The sequence below is a fragment of the Nocardia mexicana NBRC 108244 genome (assembly GCF_001613165.1).
GTDB classification, from domain to species: domain Bacteria; phylum Actinomycetota; class Actinomycetes; order Mycobacteriales; family Mycobacteriaceae; genus Nocardia; species Nocardia mexicana.
Genome location: NZ_BDBV01000096.1, coordinates 12803 through 29088, shown reverse-complemented (window position 1 = coordinate 29088; position 16286 = coordinate 12803). Strand labels below are relative to the sequence as shown.

At 68.1% G+C, this 16286-nt stretch carries 14 protein-coding genes and 1 riboswitch; of the genes, 5 read left to right on the top strand and 9 right to left on the bottom strand.

The genetic code is table 11. The features are described from left to right. The first annotated feature begins 73 nt into the window (after positions 1 to 73). The 3 genes from NM1_RS32905 (at position 74) to NM1_RS32895 (ending at position 2691) form a co-directional block, all read left to right on the top strand. Entirely contained in the window at positions 74 to 745 is a 672-nt protein-coding gene (locus NM1_RS32905) for a TetR/AcrR family transcriptional regulator (RefSeq protein ID WP_246010685.1), read from the top strand. A 91-nt stretch (positions 746 to 836) separates the two neighbouring features. Next, positions 837 to 1982, top strand: a complete 1146-nt coding sequence (locus NM1_RS32900; RefSeq protein WP_068029217.1) for an acyl-CoA dehydrogenase family protein — start codon at positions 837 to 839, stop codon at positions 1980 to 1982. Positions 1983 to 2052: 70 nt separating this feature from the next. Further along, on the top strand, positions 2053 to 2691 hold the full coding sequence (locus NM1_RS32895; protein WP_068029110.1) for a TetR/AcrR family transcriptional regulator: 639 nt from the start codon (positions 2053 to 2055) through the stop codon (positions 2689 to 2691). A 3-nt stretch (positions 2692 to 2694) separates the two neighbouring features. On the opposite strand, the gene NM1_RS32890 is transcribed toward NM1_RS32895, so the two are convergent. From NM1_RS32890 to NM1_RS32875, 4 genes are all read right to left on the bottom strand, one after another. Further along, positions 2695 to 3750, bottom strand: a complete 1056-nt coding sequence (locus NM1_RS32890) for a DNA polymerase domain-containing protein (RefSeq protein ID WP_068029107.1) — start codon at positions 3748 to 3750, stop codon at positions 2695 to 2697. Further along, complete coding sequence (locus NM1_RS32885) at positions 3747 to 4907, bottom strand: ATP-dependent DNA ligase (protein WP_211339301.1); 1161 nt, start codon at positions 4905 to 4907, stop codon at positions 3747 to 3749. The genes NM1_RS32890 and NM1_RS32885 overlap by 4 nt, the downstream gene beginning before the upstream one ends. 94 nt (positions 4908 to 5001) lie before the next feature. Further along, positions 5002 to 5400 (bottom strand): cold-shock protein, encoded by a 399-nt coding sequence (locus NM1_RS32880; protein ID WP_068029105.1) that lies wholly within the window; start codon positions 5398 to 5400, stop codon positions 5002 to 5004. Between the two features lie 90 nt (positions 5401 to 5490). Then, entirely contained in the window at positions 5491 to 7047 is a 1557-nt protein-coding gene (locus NM1_RS32875; protein WP_084520274.1) for an alpha/beta hydrolase, read from the bottom strand. 194 nt (positions 7048 to 7241) lie between these two features. On the opposite strand from NM1_RS32875, the gene NM1_RS32870 reads away from it, so the two are divergent. Beyond that, entirely contained in the window at positions 7242 to 8807 is a 1566-nt protein-coding gene (locus tag NM1_RS32870) for a DHA2 family efflux MFS transporter permease subunit (protein WP_068029100.1), read from the top strand. 59 nt (positions 8808 to 8866) lie between these two features. On the opposite strand, the gene NM1_RS32865 is transcribed toward NM1_RS32870, so the two are convergent. Next, positions 8867 to 9415: a dihydrofolate reductase family protein gene (locus NM1_RS32865; RefSeq protein ID WP_068029097.1), complete on the bottom strand. Its 549-nt coding sequence runs from the start codon at positions 9413 to 9415 to the stop codon at positions 8867 to 8869. Between the two features lie 134 nt (positions 9416 to 9549). After that, positions 9550 to 11031 (bottom strand): MFS transporter, encoded by a 1482-nt coding sequence (locus NM1_RS32860; protein WP_068029094.1) that lies wholly within the window; start codon positions 11029 to 11031, stop codon positions 9550 to 9552. Positions 11032 to 11084: 53 nt separating this feature from the next. Here NM1_RS32860 and NM1_RS32855 point away from each other — a divergent pair, with 53 nt between their 5' ends. Beyond that, entirely contained in the window at positions 11085 to 11825 is a 741-nt protein-coding gene (locus NM1_RS32855) for a TetR/AcrR family transcriptional regulator C-terminal domain-containing protein (RefSeq protein WP_068029090.1), read from the top strand. 109 nt (positions 11826 to 11934) lie between these two features. Here the strand turns inward: NM1_RS32855 and NM1_RS32850 are convergent, their stop codons facing one another. The 3 genes from NM1_RS32850 to NM1_RS32840 are packed head-to-tail and all read right to left on the bottom strand — an operon-like array spanning position 11935 to position 15775. Further along, positions 11935 to 13272, bottom strand: coding sequence for an ABC transporter ATP-binding protein (locus NM1_RS32850; protein WP_068029088.1), 1338 nt, complete (start codon positions 13270 to 13272; stop codon positions 11935 to 11937). Between the two features lie 14 nt (positions 13273 to 13286). After that, positions 13287 to 15023, bottom strand: a complete 1737-nt coding sequence (locus NM1_RS32845) for an ABC transporter permease (protein ID WP_068029085.1) — start codon at positions 15021 to 15023, stop codon at positions 13287 to 13289. Beyond that, the gene (locus tag NM1_RS32840; protein WP_068029082.1) at positions 15020 to 15775 is read right to left on the bottom strand and encodes an MgtC/SapB family protein; all 756 of its coding nucleotides are present in this window, start codon (positions 15773 to 15775) and stop codon (positions 15020 to 15022) included. The genes NM1_RS32845 and NM1_RS32840 overlap by 4 nt, the downstream gene beginning before the upstream one ends. A 191-nt stretch (positions 15776 to 15966) precedes the next feature. Further along, positions 15967 to 16138: riboswitch (M-box (ykoK) riboswitch) on the bottom strand. Positions 16139 to 16286: the final 148 nt, after the last annotated feature.

Here is a 16286-nt window from a genome sequence, read left to right as displayed (position 1 = left end):
GTGGTACGTTGAGTGCCAGCCGCAAGCCCAGGGAGTGGAGCCCGCCGTGCCCCGTTCGAGGAGCAGAGCCGCCGTGCCGCGCATCGGCCGCGACGAGATCGTGGATGCGGCCGTGCGGGTGATCGATCGCCACGGCCCGCGCCCGAGCATGGACGACATCGCCCGCGAGGCGGGGATCACCAAGCCGAGGCTGTACCGGCAGTTCGCGGACAAGGCGGATCTGTATGCCGAGATCGCGAACCGCATGTCGCGCAACGCTTTCGACGCGACGGGCAACGATATGACCCTGTTGCTGCAGCCGCCGCGTCCGGCGCTGCGCCGGGTCTTCGAGGCCTACATGCAGGGCATCCTGGAGCATCCCGATGTGTTCCGGTTCCTGGCGCAGGCGCCGATGATGCGTTCGGCGGGCGGGGATTCGGATGGTTCTGTGCTGCAGTTCGATCTGGGCCGGGATGCCGCTCGCCGGTTCGCGAAGCTGGCGCGCGCGGTCGCGGAGGCGGTGCCGATCGACAATGCCGGGATCGACTACCTGTCGCGTGCGGTGGTCGGCGTGGTGGTGGCGACGACCGACCTGTGGTTGGAGGGTCCGCCGGAGCAGGGTGCGGGCGAATTCGTGGAGCAGGTGACCGAACTGGTGTGGGGCCTGATCGACGGATTCCTGCGGCGGCAGGACATCGTCGCCGATCCGGAGCTCCCGATCTTCACCACGCTGGCCGAGGTGAATCAGGCGCGCGGCGCGGACTGAGCCGCTTTGTTGACATAGCGCCAATAGTGGTTCACGCTGGTCCCGGAGGGCCGGTGGCGCCGGCCTGGGCACGAGACGAAGGACGATGACGATGGTGCGCGCCGCGTGGAGCGACGACGAGGTCGAGGCCGTACGGGAGCTGGCGAGGAACTTCTTCGACAAAGAGGTGATCCCGCACGAGGAGAAGTTCGTCGAGCAGGGTCATCCCGATCGCGAGCTGTACAACCGGGCGGGTGAGCTGGGGCTGCTGTGTGCCGCGATCCCGGCCGAATACGGCGGTGGCGGTGGCACTTTCGCGCACGAGGCGGCCATCATCGAGGAGCAGGCCTTCCTCGGCGACGGCGCGCTCGGGATGCCGGTGCATTCCACGATCATCGCCCCCTATCTGCACGAGTTCGGTTCCGAGGAGCTGAAGCGGCGGGTGCTGCCGAAGGCGGCGAGCGGCGAGATGGTGCTGTCGATCGGCATGACCGAACCGGGCACCGGATCGGACCTGCAGAACATCAAGACCCGCGCGGTGCGCGAGGGCGACGAGTACGTCATCACCGGCTCGAAGATCTTCATCTCCAACGGCTGGCTGTGCGACGGCATCATCATCGCGGCCAAGACCGATCCCACGAAGGGCGCGGCGGGCGTCTCGCTGATCTTCGCCGAGGTCGGCGACGACACGCCGGGCTTCACCCGCGGCCGGATCCTGTCCAAGATCGGCGGCAAGGGTCAGGACACCGCGGAGCTGTTCTTCGACGGTCTGCGGGTGCCGGCGGCGAATCTGCTGGGCGAGGCCGAGGGTCAGGGCTTCTATCAGATGATGCAGCTGCTGGCGCAGGAGCGGCTGGTCACCGCGGTGATGGCGGTGGCGATGATGGAGAAGGCGGTCGATCTGACCGTCGAGTACACCAAGGGGCGCGAGGCGTTCGGCAAGCCGCTGTTCGCGATGCAGAACACGAAGTTCGAGCTGGCCGAGTGCGCGACGATCGCCCGGGTGAGCCGCACCTTCCTGGACGACTCGATCGTCAAGCATCTGCGCGGCGAGCTGGACATTCCCACGGCCGCGATGTCGAAATATTGGCTGACCGACCAGTTGGGTATTGTGGTGGACCGCTGCCTGCAACTGTTCGGCGGCTACGGGTACATGACGGAATACCCGATCTCCCAGCTGTACACGGGTGCCCGGGTGCTGCGCATCCTGGCCGGATCGAACGAGGTGATGAAGGATCTCATTGCCCGCTCACTCTGAAAAGGCGACATCCGCTGCCGGGGCGGCCGAGAAGGATCTCATTGCCCGGCAGCGTCGTTCTGATATGTCTATGTCGACTCCCCGCCTGTCGCCCGCCGACTCCCTGGCGCGGCGGCGCCGCCTCGAACCCGACGAGCGGCGCGCCCAGATCCTGGAGTGCGCGATCGCGATGTTCGGGGAGCGGCCGTATGCGGCCGTGTCCACGGCGGAGCTCGCGCAGCAGGCCGGTGTGGCCCGCGGTCTGATCAATCATTATTTCGGCAACAAGCGCGATCTGTATCTGGCGGTCGTGCGCCGGATGGTGACGCTGCCGCGGGCCGATCACATGGTGGTGCCCACCGGCACGGACCGGGAGCGGGTCGATGCGAGCGTGGCGTGGCTGCTCGACACCATCGGCGAGCACGGCAGCACCTGGGTGAAGGTGACCGGTCACGAGGGCATCGGCGACGATCCGGAGGTGCAGCGCATCCTCGACGAGGCCGACGATGCGGCGGCCGAGCGCCTGCTGCAGATGGTCGGGCTGGCGGGTTCGCGGCGCAGTGCCGAGTTGCGGGCGCTGGTGCGTGCCTACGGTGGTCTGGTGAAAGCGGCTGGGCGCGAATGGATCACGCGGGAGAGCCTGACCCGCGAGCAGGTGCACGAGTTGCTCGCGGACATGTTGCTCACGTTGGTCACGCAGTCGTTCCCGAAGATCGAGCAGGGTGCGTAGGACCTATTCCTTGCGGGCCTTGCTGGGTTGGACGCGCGGGGGCTCGTTGGGCATCTTCGGGTAGACCGGGGGCCACGGGGCGTCCATGAGGCCCGAATCCATGTCCTGGGCGGACATTTTCAGCAGTGGTTCGATGGACTGGGGGGTGCGGTCGGCCCACGGGTCGCCGAGCCGGGCGACGCGGGCGGGGACGGTGGCGATGGTGAGGTCCTCGGGGACGATGGCGTCGAGTTCGTCCCAGGCGATGGGTGTCGACACCTGCGCGCCGACCTTGGGGCGCACGCACCAGGCGCCGAAAACCGTGCGGTGCGGGGCGTTCTGGTTGTAGTCGATGAACACGCGGCTGCCGCGCTCCTCCTTCCACCAGCTCGCGGTGATGAGGTCGCCGTGGCGGCGTTCGAGTTCGCGGGCCAGGGCGATGGATGCGGCGCGGACCTGATAGCCGTCCCAGCGCGGCTCGAGCAGTATGTAGATGTGCAAGCCGCGCGAGCCGGAGGTCTTGATGCGGGCGTCGATGCCGAGTTCGGCGCACAGTTCACGGGTCCGCACCGCGGCCGCGCGCAGTTCGTCGAAGCCGATGCCAGGGGAGGGGTCCAGGTCGATGCGCAGTTCGTCGGTGACGCCGGTGGGCGGCAGCAGTTGTCCGGCGGCGTCGAAGACGTCGGGGGCCGTGCTCTGTTCGGCGGCGCCGGCGTGGGTGGGCCAGACGTGAAAACCCAAGCAGCCCAGGTTGACCGCCCACAGGATGTGGGCGAGGTCGGCGGCGACGAGCGCATCGCTGGTGGTGCCGTTGGGGGTGGAGACGACGGTGGTCTGCAGCCAGTCGGGCACCGATTTCGGTACTCGCTTCTGAAACCAGGACTTTCCGCTCGCGCCGTCCGGATAGCGTTCCAGGAGAACGGGTCTGTCGCGGGCGGTGCGCAGGAACGGTTCGGCGACGGCCTGGTAGTAGTGCACCAGGTCGAGCTTCGTCTCGCCGCGCTTGCTGAAGTAGACCTTGTCGGGGTTGCTGATCTGGACGGCTTTGCCGTCGATGTCCAATTCGATTGCGGTGCTCATGACGTCGCCTCGCTGGCGCTCGGCGACGTCATAGCACCAGTGCGCTGTGTCGATGACTCGGTCGCAAGCTCCCTCGTGGTTTTGGCCTCCGCGAAGATATCGGCCAGTTCGGCCGGGGCGACCTCGTCGAGCTGGGCGTAGGTGCACGAGGCGGGGGTGCGGTCGTCGCGGAAGCGGACCAGCCGCCCGCCGTGCCGTAGCCGCCCGGCCATCACGTGTTCGTAGCGGACCTCGGCGACCAGCTCGGGCCGCAGCGCTTCCCAGGACAGGTCCTTGCCGCCGGTCCAGCGGCTGAGGCCGCCGGGCATCTTGCCGTCGGCCTTGGCCTGGGCGGCGGCGTCGGCCCACTGCCGCCACGGATGGTTGTCGAGCGCGTTCTCGCGCAGCGGGGCCAGCTCGTCGACCAGTTCCTTGCGGCGGGCGGCGGTGAAGCTCGAGGCCACGCCGACGTGGTGCAGGTTGCCCTCGTCGTCGAACAGCCCCAGCAGCAGCGATCCGACGCCCTGCCCGTCCTTGTGCCAGCGGAATCCGGCGATCACGCAGTCGGCGGTGCGTTCGTGTTTGACCTTGACCATGACCCGTTTGTCCTGCTGGTAAGGCACGTCCTTGGCCTTGACCATCACGCCGTCGAACCCGGCGCCCTCGAAGCGGGTGAACCAGTCCTGGGCGATCCGGGGATCGGAGGTCAGCGGGGTGAGGTGCAGCCGCTCGTGCGAATTGTCGATGACCGTTTCCAGGATGCGGCGGCGCTCGGCGAAGGGTTGTTCGGTCAGGTCGTCGTCGCCGAGGGCCAGCAGGTCGAAGGCGACGAAACTGGCGGGGGTCTCGGCGGCCAGCTTGTTCACCCGGGAGGCCGCGGGATGCAGGCGCTGCTGCAGGGTGTCGAAGTCCAGGCCCTGTTCGGTGACCATGACGATCTCGCCGTCGATGACGCATTTGTCCGGCAGTGCCTTGCTCAGCAATTCCACCAGTTCCGGGAAGTACCGGGTCAGTGGCCGGTCGTTGCGCGACCCGAGTTCCACCTCGTCGCCGTCACGGAAGACGATGCAGCGGAATCCGTCCCATTTGGGTTCGTAGTACAGGCCCGGATCGTGGGGCAGCGCCGACGCCGATTTGGCCAGCATCGGTTTGACGGGTGGCATGACGGGCAGGTCCACACGATCCTCCTCGGGTCGGTCTCACCCATACCGACGGTGCGGGGCGGTCGAATTCATCGCCCGCAACCGTCCAGCAAGATCGTAATCCGATTCGTCAGTTCTCCAGCCATCCGTGCTGATCGGCGAAGCTCGTCAGGCGATCGCGGATGGTGAGTATTTCCCCGGCCGTCAGCGCCGGGCTGGCGTCCAGCAGCAGTTCGGTGATCAACCGGCGATGTTCCGCGGCGGTGAGTGGGCCGGAATTGCGTTCGCGATTGCGATGCCGCACCGGCGCCGCGGGCGCGGGCTGGCCGCCCACCGCGGTGAGATTGACGGCCTTCGGCCCGCGATCGCCCTCGGTCACCTCGAACTCGAACACGCGGCCCTGCCGCAATTCGTCCTCATCCAATCCGATGTCGTTGACGTGCACGAACACATCAGGGCCACCGTCTTCCGGGCGGATGAAACCGAACCCCCGAGAACTATCGAAGGACACCAATTTCCCGATGGACACCTACACCCGCTCCTCGTCGCCGTCCCTGTGCCGGTCACTCTATCCGTCCCGATGGTCGTTGTCGGGAGGAAAGAACTTTTTGCCTCGTGCTCAACAGACCACGTCCTGTGCGGGCAACCGCAGTGTCACGAGATAGTCGATCACCGGCTGGTCGACGCATTTGGATTTGTCCAGCAGTGCGATCGTGTGCCGGGTGCCCTGATAGGTGATCAGGCGGGCGCGCAGTTGCCGTGCGAGGTCGATCCCGGCCTGGTGGGGGGTGGCCGGGTCGTAGGTTGTGGAGACGACCAGCACGGTGGGCAGGTCGGGGATGTTCAGGGTGTGCGGGCGGCCGGTCGGGGGCACCGGCCAGAACGCGCACAGGTCCAGTGGGGCGTGGCCGGTGCCGCGGCCGTCGTCCTCGAACGGGGCGGCCCGGCGCACCTCCACCTCGAGCCGGTCGTTCTCGGCGCGGTCGGTGATGGGTGGCTGGTCGACGCAGGTGATCGCGTTGTAGGCGTCGTCGCTGGCGACGAGTTCGGGGTTCGGATCGCTGCCGAGGTGGTCGGCGAGGTCGAGCATCGGATCGGGGTTGCGGTCGCGCAGTGCGCGCAGGGCGGCGATCAGGCCGTCCCAGGACTCGGACTTGTAGAGCGCGACGGCGGTGCGGTTGTAGACGTCGGTGTAGAACAGCTCGGCGGCCGGGTCGCGGGGTGAGCGCATCGGTTCGGTTTGCAACGGCACGGTGAGTTCGCGCAGGCGCGCGGGTGCCTGTGTGGGATCGGTGCCGAGGGGACAGTCCGACCGGCGGGCGCATTCCATGGCGAAGGAGTCGAAGGCCTTCTGGAATGCGCTCTCCTGGTTCAGGGTTCGGGTGAAGGTGTTCTCCTGCGGTGCGACGGCGCCGTCGAGCACCATGGCGCGCACCCGGTGTGGGTAGCGCTCGGCGTAGGCCCAGCCGAGCCGGGTGCCGTAGGAGTAGCCGATGTAGTTCATCCGCCGGTCGCCGGTCACCGCGCGGATGATGTCCATGTCGCGGACCACCTCGCGCGTGCCGACGTGTGCGAGAAGGTCTGCGCCGCTGTGCTTTTCGCACTGGGCGGCCTGGGTCCGGTTCATCTGCTCGTATTCGGCGATGCCCTCGGGGCTGGTGTCGAATCGGGGTGCGAAGGGGTCGAAGTAGTCCTTGGGGTCGCCGCAGGACACGCGGGGCAGGGAGGCGCCGACGCCGCGGGGGTCGAATCCGATGCGGTCGAAGCTCTGCGCCAGCGGGGTGCCGTCGACGCTGTCGACCAGCGACAGCCCGCGCGAGCCGGGACCGCCCGGGTTGAACAGCAGCGCGCCGACCCGCACACCGGCGGCCTGCTTGCGGGAGACGGCCAGTTCGACGGTGCGTCCCGCCGGGTGGTCGTAGTCCAGGGGCGCGAGGATCCGGGCGCAGCGGGCCTCCGGGCCGATCTGCGGTTCGTCCATCCGCTCGCACGAGCCCCAGTGGGGTTTCTGGGTGTAGAACCGGGCCAGTTCGGCCGGGTAGAAGTCGGGCGGCTGCACCACCGGGAGCAGGCCGCAGGCGGTGGCCGTCAGCAGCAGCACCGCGGCCAGCACGCCGGTTCGTCCGAGGGAGAATGCGCGAGATCGACCGAATCCGCGCGCAGTTTGCTCTACCACGCGCACCTCCCCTCATCCCGGTGCCCGATTCGAGTGTATTTGCGGCCGGGCGGCGGTATCGCGGTTTCCGGGTACCCCAGTTGCCGGGGCGGTCCGGTGATTGCGAAACAGTTGCTTTCCGTGGAGGTTTCGCGGGCCGCCGGGCCCGGAAAATGGATCTGGTCATTCGGTAGAACAGGTGGCAGGCTGAAGCGGTGACTTCACCTCCGGATACACACACCGGGGCGGATCCGGATCCGACCTCCGACAAGCTCGACGCCGCCGTTTTCAAGGTGGCGGGCGTCGTGGTGCTGGGCGCGATCATGTCGATTCTCGACATCACCGTGGTGATCATCGCCCTGCCCAAGTTCCAGACCGAATTCCATGCCAGCTACGCCGTCGCCGCCTGGTCGATGACGGGGTACACGCTGGCGCTGGCGAGCGTCATCCCCGTGACGGGGTGGGCCGCGGATCGGTTCGGCACCAAGCGGCTGTACATGATGGCGCTGCTGTTCTTCGTGCTCGGCTCGATCCTGTGCGCCACCGCCTGGAATATGCAGGCGCTCATCGCGTTCCGGGTGATCCAGGGCCTCGGCGGCGGCATGCTGATGCCGCTGGGCATGACGATCATGACGCATGCGGCGGGGCCGCACCGGGTCGGCCGGGTGATGGCGGTGCTCGGGGTGCCGATGCTGCTCGGGCCGATTCTCGGGCCCATTCTGGGCGGCTGGCTGATCGGCATCGATATCGACGGGTTCGTCCATCTCGCCGGATGGCGGCTGATCTTCCTGATCAACGTCCCGATCGGCATCCTGTCGCTGGCGTTGGCCTTCCTGATGTTCCCGAAGGACCGCCCGGAGCCCTCGCAGTCGTTCGACTTCCTCGGCATGGCGCTGGCCTCGCCGGGTCTGGCGCTGTTCCTCTACGGCGTGTCCACCATCCCGGAGGAGCAGACGGTGCTGGCGGGGAAGGTGCTCATCCCGGCCGCGATCGGACTGGTGCTGATGGTGGCGTTCGTATTCCACGCGCTGCGCACCGAACATCCGCTCATCGATCTGCATCTGTTCCGGAACCGGGCGCTGACCTTCTCGGTGCTGACGATGCTGCTGTTCGCGATCGCCTTCATGGGGTCGGGGCTGCTGCTGCCGAGCTATCTGCAGCAGGTGCGCGGCGAGTCGGCGCTCGATGCCGGACTGCTGCTGGCGCCACAGGGTCTCGGCGCGATGCTGACGATGCCGATCGCCGGACGCCTGGTCGACAAGATCGGTCCCGGCAAGATCGTGCTGACCGGTGTCGTGGTGATGGCGGTGAGCCTGACGTTCTTCACGCAACTGGACGCCGACACGTCGTATCTGCTGATGGGCGGGGCGCTGTTCGTGATGGGTCTCGGCATGGGCTGCACCATGATGCCGACCATGACCGCCGCCATCCAGACGCTGACCCACCAGCAGGTGGCGCGCGGGTCGACGCTGATGAACATCGTGAATCAGGCGGCCGGTTCGATCGGCACCGCGATCATGTCGGTGGTGCTGACGAACCTGTTGAACAACAACGAACTCGCCGGTGCGGCCATCGCGTCGAGCAGCCAGCCGCAGATCGCCGCGCAGCTGCCGCCCGGCGCCCTGGAGGCCGGGTTCGACCAGGCCGCCGGGGCGTTCGCCGACACCTACATCATCGCGGTCGTGCTGCTCGTCGCGACCCTGATCCCGGCGGCGTTCCTGCCGCGGACCAGGCCGCAGGCCCCCGAGGGGGCCGATGCCCCGGTCATGATGGGGCACTGAGGGTTTCGGGTGGCCCTCCCGTCGTCGCGGCGGGAGAGCCACCCGGTCGCAGGACCGGCCTACGCCCGATAGCGCAGCAGCACGACGCCGTTGCGGAATGCGCGGGACTCGACGAGGTTGAGCCGGGGTATCGCTGTCTCCTCGAAAAGTCTTGCGCCGCTGCCGACTACGACCGGGTACACGAACAACCGGTATTCGTCGACCAGTCCGGCGGCGATCAGGCCGTGCACCAGCATGATGCTGCCGGTGGTCACGATGTCCTTGCCGGGCAGCGACTTCAGCGACCGGATGTCGTGGTCGAGGGGGCCGCGCAGGACCGTGCTGTGCTCCCATTTCGGGTCGCCGAGGGTGCTGGACACGACGTACTTGTCGACCTCGTTCAGGTAGTCGCGCACCCCGGTGGTGTCGTCGTCCCGCAGCGGCCAGTACCCGCGCATGTCCTCGAAGGTCCGGCGGCCGACGAGGAACGCATCGGCCGCGGCGCTCTGCTCCCGCAGTGCGGCAACCAGATCCGCCTGATCTCCGTCGTCGGCGACCTGGAACCAGCCGCCGGTCGCGTCGATGACCCCGTCGAGCGTGATGTTCTCGGTGACAATCAGATCTCGCATACGAATGGAGACCGACCGCGGCGGCGGAAATCATCGTTCCGCCCTACTCCCTATTTCCGGCACGCTTTTGGCCGGAATCTCTCGCCGTTGGATTCCGGCCAAAAGCGTGCCGGAAATAGGGGTGGGTGCCGGACCTACGCGACCGGGACCGTCTCGGGCTCTTTCGCCGCGCTGGGCTTGCGGGCACGCAGCAGGATCAGACCGAGTAGGGCGGCGGCGACGGCGAATCCGGCGCTGATCCACGAACCGTAGGACATGGCGGCGGTGAAGGCCGTCTTGGCCGGTTCGACGAAGCCGAGCCCGAACGCGGCACCGATACTGTCGCGGGCGGCCGCGGGGACATCGGCGGGCATGTTCTCGGTGAACACCCCGGCCAGCACGCTACCCAGCACGGCGATGGAGATCGCCTGGCCGACCTGCTGCAGGGTGTCGTTCATGGCCGAGCCGACACCCGCGTGCTCGAGCGGGATGGCGCTCATGATCGAGGCGTAGGCGGCGGGACCGGCCAAGCCGCCGCCGATGCCCATCACCAGCATCGCGGCCAGCACCCACGGGTAGCTGTCGGCATTGGCCAGGATCGCGAAGGCGCCGCCCATCACCAGCAGGCCCGTGACGATGAGCGTCTTGTTGCTGAGCTTCTTGCCGAGCGTGGCACCGAGCCCGTTGAACACCGCGGCGGCCACGGCGTACGGGAACAGCGCCCAGCCCGCCTTCATCGGCCCGTAGCCGAGCACGAACTGCAGGTACTGGGTGAGCATCAGCAGCACCGCGCCCATGCCGAACATCATCAGCAGCAGCGTCAGGCAGGCGCCGGTGAAGTCGCGGTTGCGGAAGACCACCAGCGGCAGCATCGGATGCGGCGAGCGGTACTCCCACCACGCGAATCCGGCCCCGGCGACGACGGCCAGCGCGATCACGGGGATGTTCCACTCCCGCTCGATGATGACGTATACCGTCGAGGTCAGCGCCACGATCGACAGCACCACGCCGACCAGGTCGATCGGTCGCTGCTGACCGTAGGTCTCGGGCATCAGCGCCAGCGCGGCCGCGATCGCGATGATCGCGACGGGGATGTTGAGCAGGAACACCGAGCCCCACCAGAAGTGCTCGAGCAGGAGCCCGCCCAGGGTCGGGCCGAGCACGATGCCGACCATCGACACCGTCGACCAGGCGGCGAACGCCTTGCGCCGCTCGTCCTCGGCGAACGACGTCATCAGGATGGACAGGGTCGAGGGCATCAGCAGCGAGCCACCCACGCCCATGGCCACGCGGGCGGCGATCACCTGCCACGGCTCGGTGGCCAGCACCGCCAGCAGCGACGCCGCGCCGAAGACGGCCAGGCCGGTGATCAGCATCCGGCGGCGGCCGAATCGGTCCGACAGCGCACCGGCGGTGAGCAACAGGCCCGCGAACACGAGGATGTAGCCGTCGAGGATCCACTGCACATCCGACGGGGTGGCGTCGAGCTCTCGGATCAGTGCGGGGATGGCGATATTGAGCACGGTGCCGTCGATCATCAGCACCAGCAGGGACAGGCAGAGCACTCCGAGGATCCACCAGCGCCGCGGGTCGCGGGTGATGTCCTCGGACGATTCTCGTACATCGTTCGATTCCACTCGCACAGCGTACGATAGTCTCGAACACTGTGCCAGTGAATTATGGTGACCCTGTGCCCAAACAGTTCTCCTCGGTGTGGACCCGACCGCCACGGCAACCCAAGAGCGCGGGGCTGGGACGCGACCAGATCGTCGCGGCGGCGCTGGAACTGCTGGACGCCGAGGGGATGGAGGCGCTGAGCATGCGCAAACTCGGCGCCAAGCTGAACGCCGGGGCCACCAGCCTGTACTGGCACGTCGCGAACAAGAACGAGCTGCTCGAGCTCACGCTCGACGAGTTCTGGGGCTGGGTCGAGGTGCCCGAACCCGAGCAGGAGTCGTGGCGTCAGGTGATCACGACCTTCGCCTACAGCCTGCGCGCGACCATGCTGGAACATCCCTGGGTGGCCGCGCTAGTCGGTCAGATGCCGATGGTGGGGCCCAAGGCGTTCGAGCTCAGCGACCGGCTGCGGCGGGCGTTCGTGCAGGCCGGATTCACCGGGCTGGACATCTACCTCGCCTCCGGTGCGGTGATCAGTTTCGTACTGGGCCAGGTCCTTCCGGAGATCAGCCTCAAACGCGCCTCCGGGGGCGAGGAGTGGGACTACGAGAGCGCGATGACCACGTTGGACGAACTGGCCGCCGACTATCCCGAACTGCTCGCGGACTACCACCGCAACATGCCCACCAATCCGGACGCCGCGCGCATGATCGCCTACGACTTCGGCCTGCTGTGCGTATTGGACGGTTTGGAGGCGCGGTTGCGCGGCGGCCGTCCCGCGATCGAGACGTGGCCGCGTACCGAATCATCTTGAGCGAACGGGATTCCGGCCGAGAGCATGCCGGAAATAATCGGAGGGACCGCCGGAGCCGGAAATATGTGGAGGACCGCCGGAGCCGGAAATATGTGTCAGGCGGCCACGCTCAGGTCCAGTTGTCGCGGACTCCCGCGAACTCCTCCGACGCCGGGTCGGCGGTGATCATGTCGTCGTCGGCGTCGTAGTCGTAGAGTTCGGCGTAGCGGCCCCAGTCGATGGCGATGTCGAGCTGGCGGCGAGCGTCGTCGGGGGAGAAGCCGCGGCGCAGCAGGTCCAGGAAGAACGAGGCGCGGAGTTTGCCGTCGGCGCTGCCTGCCAGGCCCTTGCAGATGGTGCGCACCAGCGGCGCGCGGTGGCGGGCCTGTTCGGCGAAGATCTCCTTGGACCGCTGGATATCGGCGGTGGTGATGCCGGTGCCGATCTCGGTGAGGGTGATGTCGCCGGATTCGACGGTGACGAATCCGAGCATGGCGGCGGCGTCGACGAGGGGCAGCAGATCGTCGATCTCGAAGTTCAGCTCGTCGGCGATATCGGGCAGATCGGCGCGGCCGCCGGAGGCGTAGACCAGTTCGACCAGACCGGCGAGCCCGCCCACCGAGGCGTCGGGCAGCGGGGTCGCGGTCGGGGTCGCCTTATCCGGTTCCGGTTGGGCGCGCTGGGTGTCGCGGCCGGTGAGCAGGCCGTAGATCTCGTCGACCAGCAGCTCGAAACCCGGGGTGCGGCGGTCGCGCGGGCGCGGCCCGGTGACCGGGATGTCGGCGATGATGCGGCCCGGATTGGCGCCCAGCACCACCACCCGGTCGGCCAGCAGCACCGCCTCCTCGATGTTGTGGGTGACGATGCAGATGGACTTGGTGGGGAAATCCGGTGTGTCCCACAGGTTCACGATCTCGGTGCGCAGGTTCTCCGCGGTCAGCACGTCCAGGGCGGAGAACGGCTCGTCCATCAGCAGCAGGTCCGGGCGCAGTACCAGCGCGCGGGCGAATCCGACGCGCTGGCGCATACCGCCGGAAAGCTCCTTGGGATAGGCGGTTTCGAAGCCGTCGAGGCCGATCATGTCGATCGCGTCGAGGGCCTGCTGGCGGCGTTCGGCCGGGGGCACGCCGCGCGCGGCAAGTCCCAGTTCGACATTGTCCTGCACGGTCAGCCACGGCATCAGCGCGAAGGACTGGAAGACCAGGGCCGCACCGGGATTGGCGCCGTCGAGTTCGGTGCCGCGGTAGCGCACGTGCCCCGAGGTGGGGGCTATGAGACCGGCGATGGTGCGCAGCAGCGTGGACTTGCCGGAGCCGGAACGTCCCAGCAGGGCGACGATTTCGCCGCTGTGCAGGGTGAGGTCGATGTGGTCGAGCACCTGCAGGCGGTCGCCGGCGGCGCCGCGGAAGGACATGCCGACGTCGTCGACCTCGAGCAGCACCTGGCCGGTGGTTGTGGTGGTGGTCATCGAATTCTCTCCTGTCACAACGAGTACCGGCGTTCGGCCAGCGCGTAGAGGCGGCGCCAGAACAGGCGGTTGATGCCGACGACGTAGACGCTCATCACCACAACGCCGACGAGCAGCCGCGGCCAGTCCCCGCCCGAGGTGGCCTCGGAGATGTAGGCGCCCAGGCCGACCGCGGTCAGTTCGGTGTCGCGGTAGCTGACCACCTCGACGACGATGGAGGCGTTCCAGGCGCCGCCCGCGGCGGTCAGGGCGCCGGTGACGTAGCTGGGGAAGATGGCGGGCAGAATCAGCTTGCGCCACCACAGGTTTCGCGGCAGTCGCAGGTTGGCGGCGGCCTCGCGCAGATCGTTGGGCACCGCGGAGGCGCCCGCGATGACGTTGAACAGGATGTACCACTGCGAACCCAGCGCCATCAGCAGGATCCCGGCCCAGTTCAGGCTCGCGCCGGTCGCCACCAGCACGGCGGTGACCAAGGGGAACAGGAAGTTGGCGGGGAAGCTGGCCAGCACCTGCACGACCGGCTGGGCGAAGCGGGACACCCTGGGGTTCAACCCGATCCACACGCCGACCGGCACCCATATGAGGCTGCACACGATGAGCAGCACGATCACCCGCAGCAGCGTGACCGCGCCGAGGCCGAACGCGTGCGCCACCTCGCCGAAGCCGACGGTGTCGGCGATATACCGCACGACGTGGTAGCAGCCGTAGGCGATGATCGCCAGCCAGACCACCGCGAACACCGCGTCCCCGGCGCGGCGGCGGCCCAGCGGCACGTGCAGCGGATGCTCGGCCAGCCCGAAGACCCGCATCGCCCGGTCCAGCGGATACACCAGCGGCCCGAGGACCCTGCCGAGCAGATCGGGAATGTGGCTGCGCCGCAACAGGTTCAGCATGACACTGCGCGGCGCCTCGGCCGGTTCGGAGTCCTCGAACCGGAAGCGTTCGGCGAAGGCGGTGAGCGGCCGCCAGAACAGCACGTTCACCCCGATGACCATGACGATCATGACGCCGATGGCGATGAGCACCTTGCCGGTCGCGCCCTCGGCGGTGGCGGCGGCGACGTAGGAGCCGATGCCGGGCAGCGCGTAGTCGTGGTTGTCGACGCTGATCGCCTCCGACGCGGTGAGGAAGAACCAGCCGCCGCCGAAGCTCATCATCGCGTTCCACACCAGCGGCACCATGCCGCTGGGCACGTCGACGCGCCAGAACCGTTGCCAGCGCGACAGTCTCAGGTTGCGGGCGGCCTCGTCGAGTTCGCGCGGCTGCGACACCAGCGAGTGGTAGAAGGCGAAGGTCATGTTCCAGGCCTGCGAGGTGAAGATCGCGAAGATCGACGCGCATTCCAGGCCCAGCTGGGAGCCGGGGAACAGGGCGATGAACGCGGTCACCGTCACCGACAGGAAACCCAGGATCGGCACCGACTGCAGGATGTCGAGCAGCGGCAGCAGCACCGTGCGGGCGCGGCGCAGCCGGGCGGCGGCGGTCGCGTAGACGAAGGTGAACGCGATCGCCAGGCCCAGCGCGAGGAACATCCGCAGCAGCGAGCGGGCCGCGTAGTAGGGGAGCCGATCGGCGTCGGTGGAGATGTTCGCGCTGGACTGGTTCGGGTGGAACGGCACGTTCAGCCCGGCCGACAGGCGCACGATCACCCAGATCAGCACCGCGGCTCCGGCGAAGACCGCGGCGTCGGCCCACCGCGAGCGCGGGCGGTCGAGGGTGCCGCGGGCGGGGAAGGAGCGCAGGGCGGTCATCGGTGCTGCCCCTCCGCCGGTTCCGGAATGCTCCATCCGACGCTGGTGACCGACGGCTCCAGGCTCAGGCGGCTGACCGCGGATTCCATCTGCCGGTCGTCGCGCTGGTCGCCGACCAGTTCGGCGCGGACCTCCACCTGCCCGCGCGGCGGCGCGGTGATCGGTTCGCCGGGTGGTCCGGTGTCGGGCGGGGCGATATTGCGGCTCGAGATCGAGACCAGCCGGAAGTCGGTGCGCGTCAGCGCCTGCACCAGCAGCGCCCGCACGTGCGCCTCGCCCGCGTCGTCGGTGACGGCGGTGAACAGGTACTCCGCCGCCTGCTCGCTGCCCGATTCGGGCTGCCGGTCGACCGCGCGGCCCGCCCAGCGCAGCGCGGTGTTGACCATGACCACCGCGACGGTTCCGGCCGCGGCGGTGTCGTACATACCGGCACCGGCGAGCGCGCCGACCGCGGCCGAACACCACAGCGTGGCGGCGGTATTGAGCCCGCGCACACTGAGACCCTCACGCATGATCACCCCGGCGCCCAGGAAGCCGATGCCCGAGACGATCTGCGCCGCAACGCGTGTCGGATCGGCGGTGCCGCCGGAGAAGCCGTGCGCGGACAGCAGCACGAACAGCGTCGCACCCGCGGACACCAGCGCGTTGGTCCGCAATCCGGCCATCCGGGCGCGGTACTGGCGCTCCAGGCCGATCACCACGCCCAAGCCGACGCCGGTGGCCAGCCGGAGCAGCATTTCCACAGTCGTCATGACAGCCCTTCCGGAGCTCGTGGCGACCACGTGCCGCAGCAGGCTACCGGGAAATGCCGGGAAAACCGTGGATTGCGGGGTGGTCGCCAGATGAAGATTCAGCAAACGTGTAGCAATGACTGTCACTGTCGGGCACGACGACCACCTCCCTTCTCACGCGCCAGGGAGTGGTCCGGCTCGGATCGCCGGACGGTTGCCACTCCTCGTAAGACCTTTGGCACTTCGCGGCGTGAACCCAGTGGGCTGGGAGCCGGTCGGAGTCAACCCTTAATCCGGGAAGACCTGTCCTGACCCGGGGCGTCTCTCGACGTTCGGGGTCGCCGGCCTGTTTCCGCGAAGGAGCCTCAGCGAACGACGGCACCTTGCGTCGGCCAGTAAACACCCGGATGGAAGAACTTGGCAACCGGAGTGTGAGGTGGATCGCCGGAATAGGTAGAACGACCGATGCCGGGAGATTCGGGCGTTTGGAATTCTGGGCCGTGCTGGGGCCTGCCGATTCGACAGGTCCCCA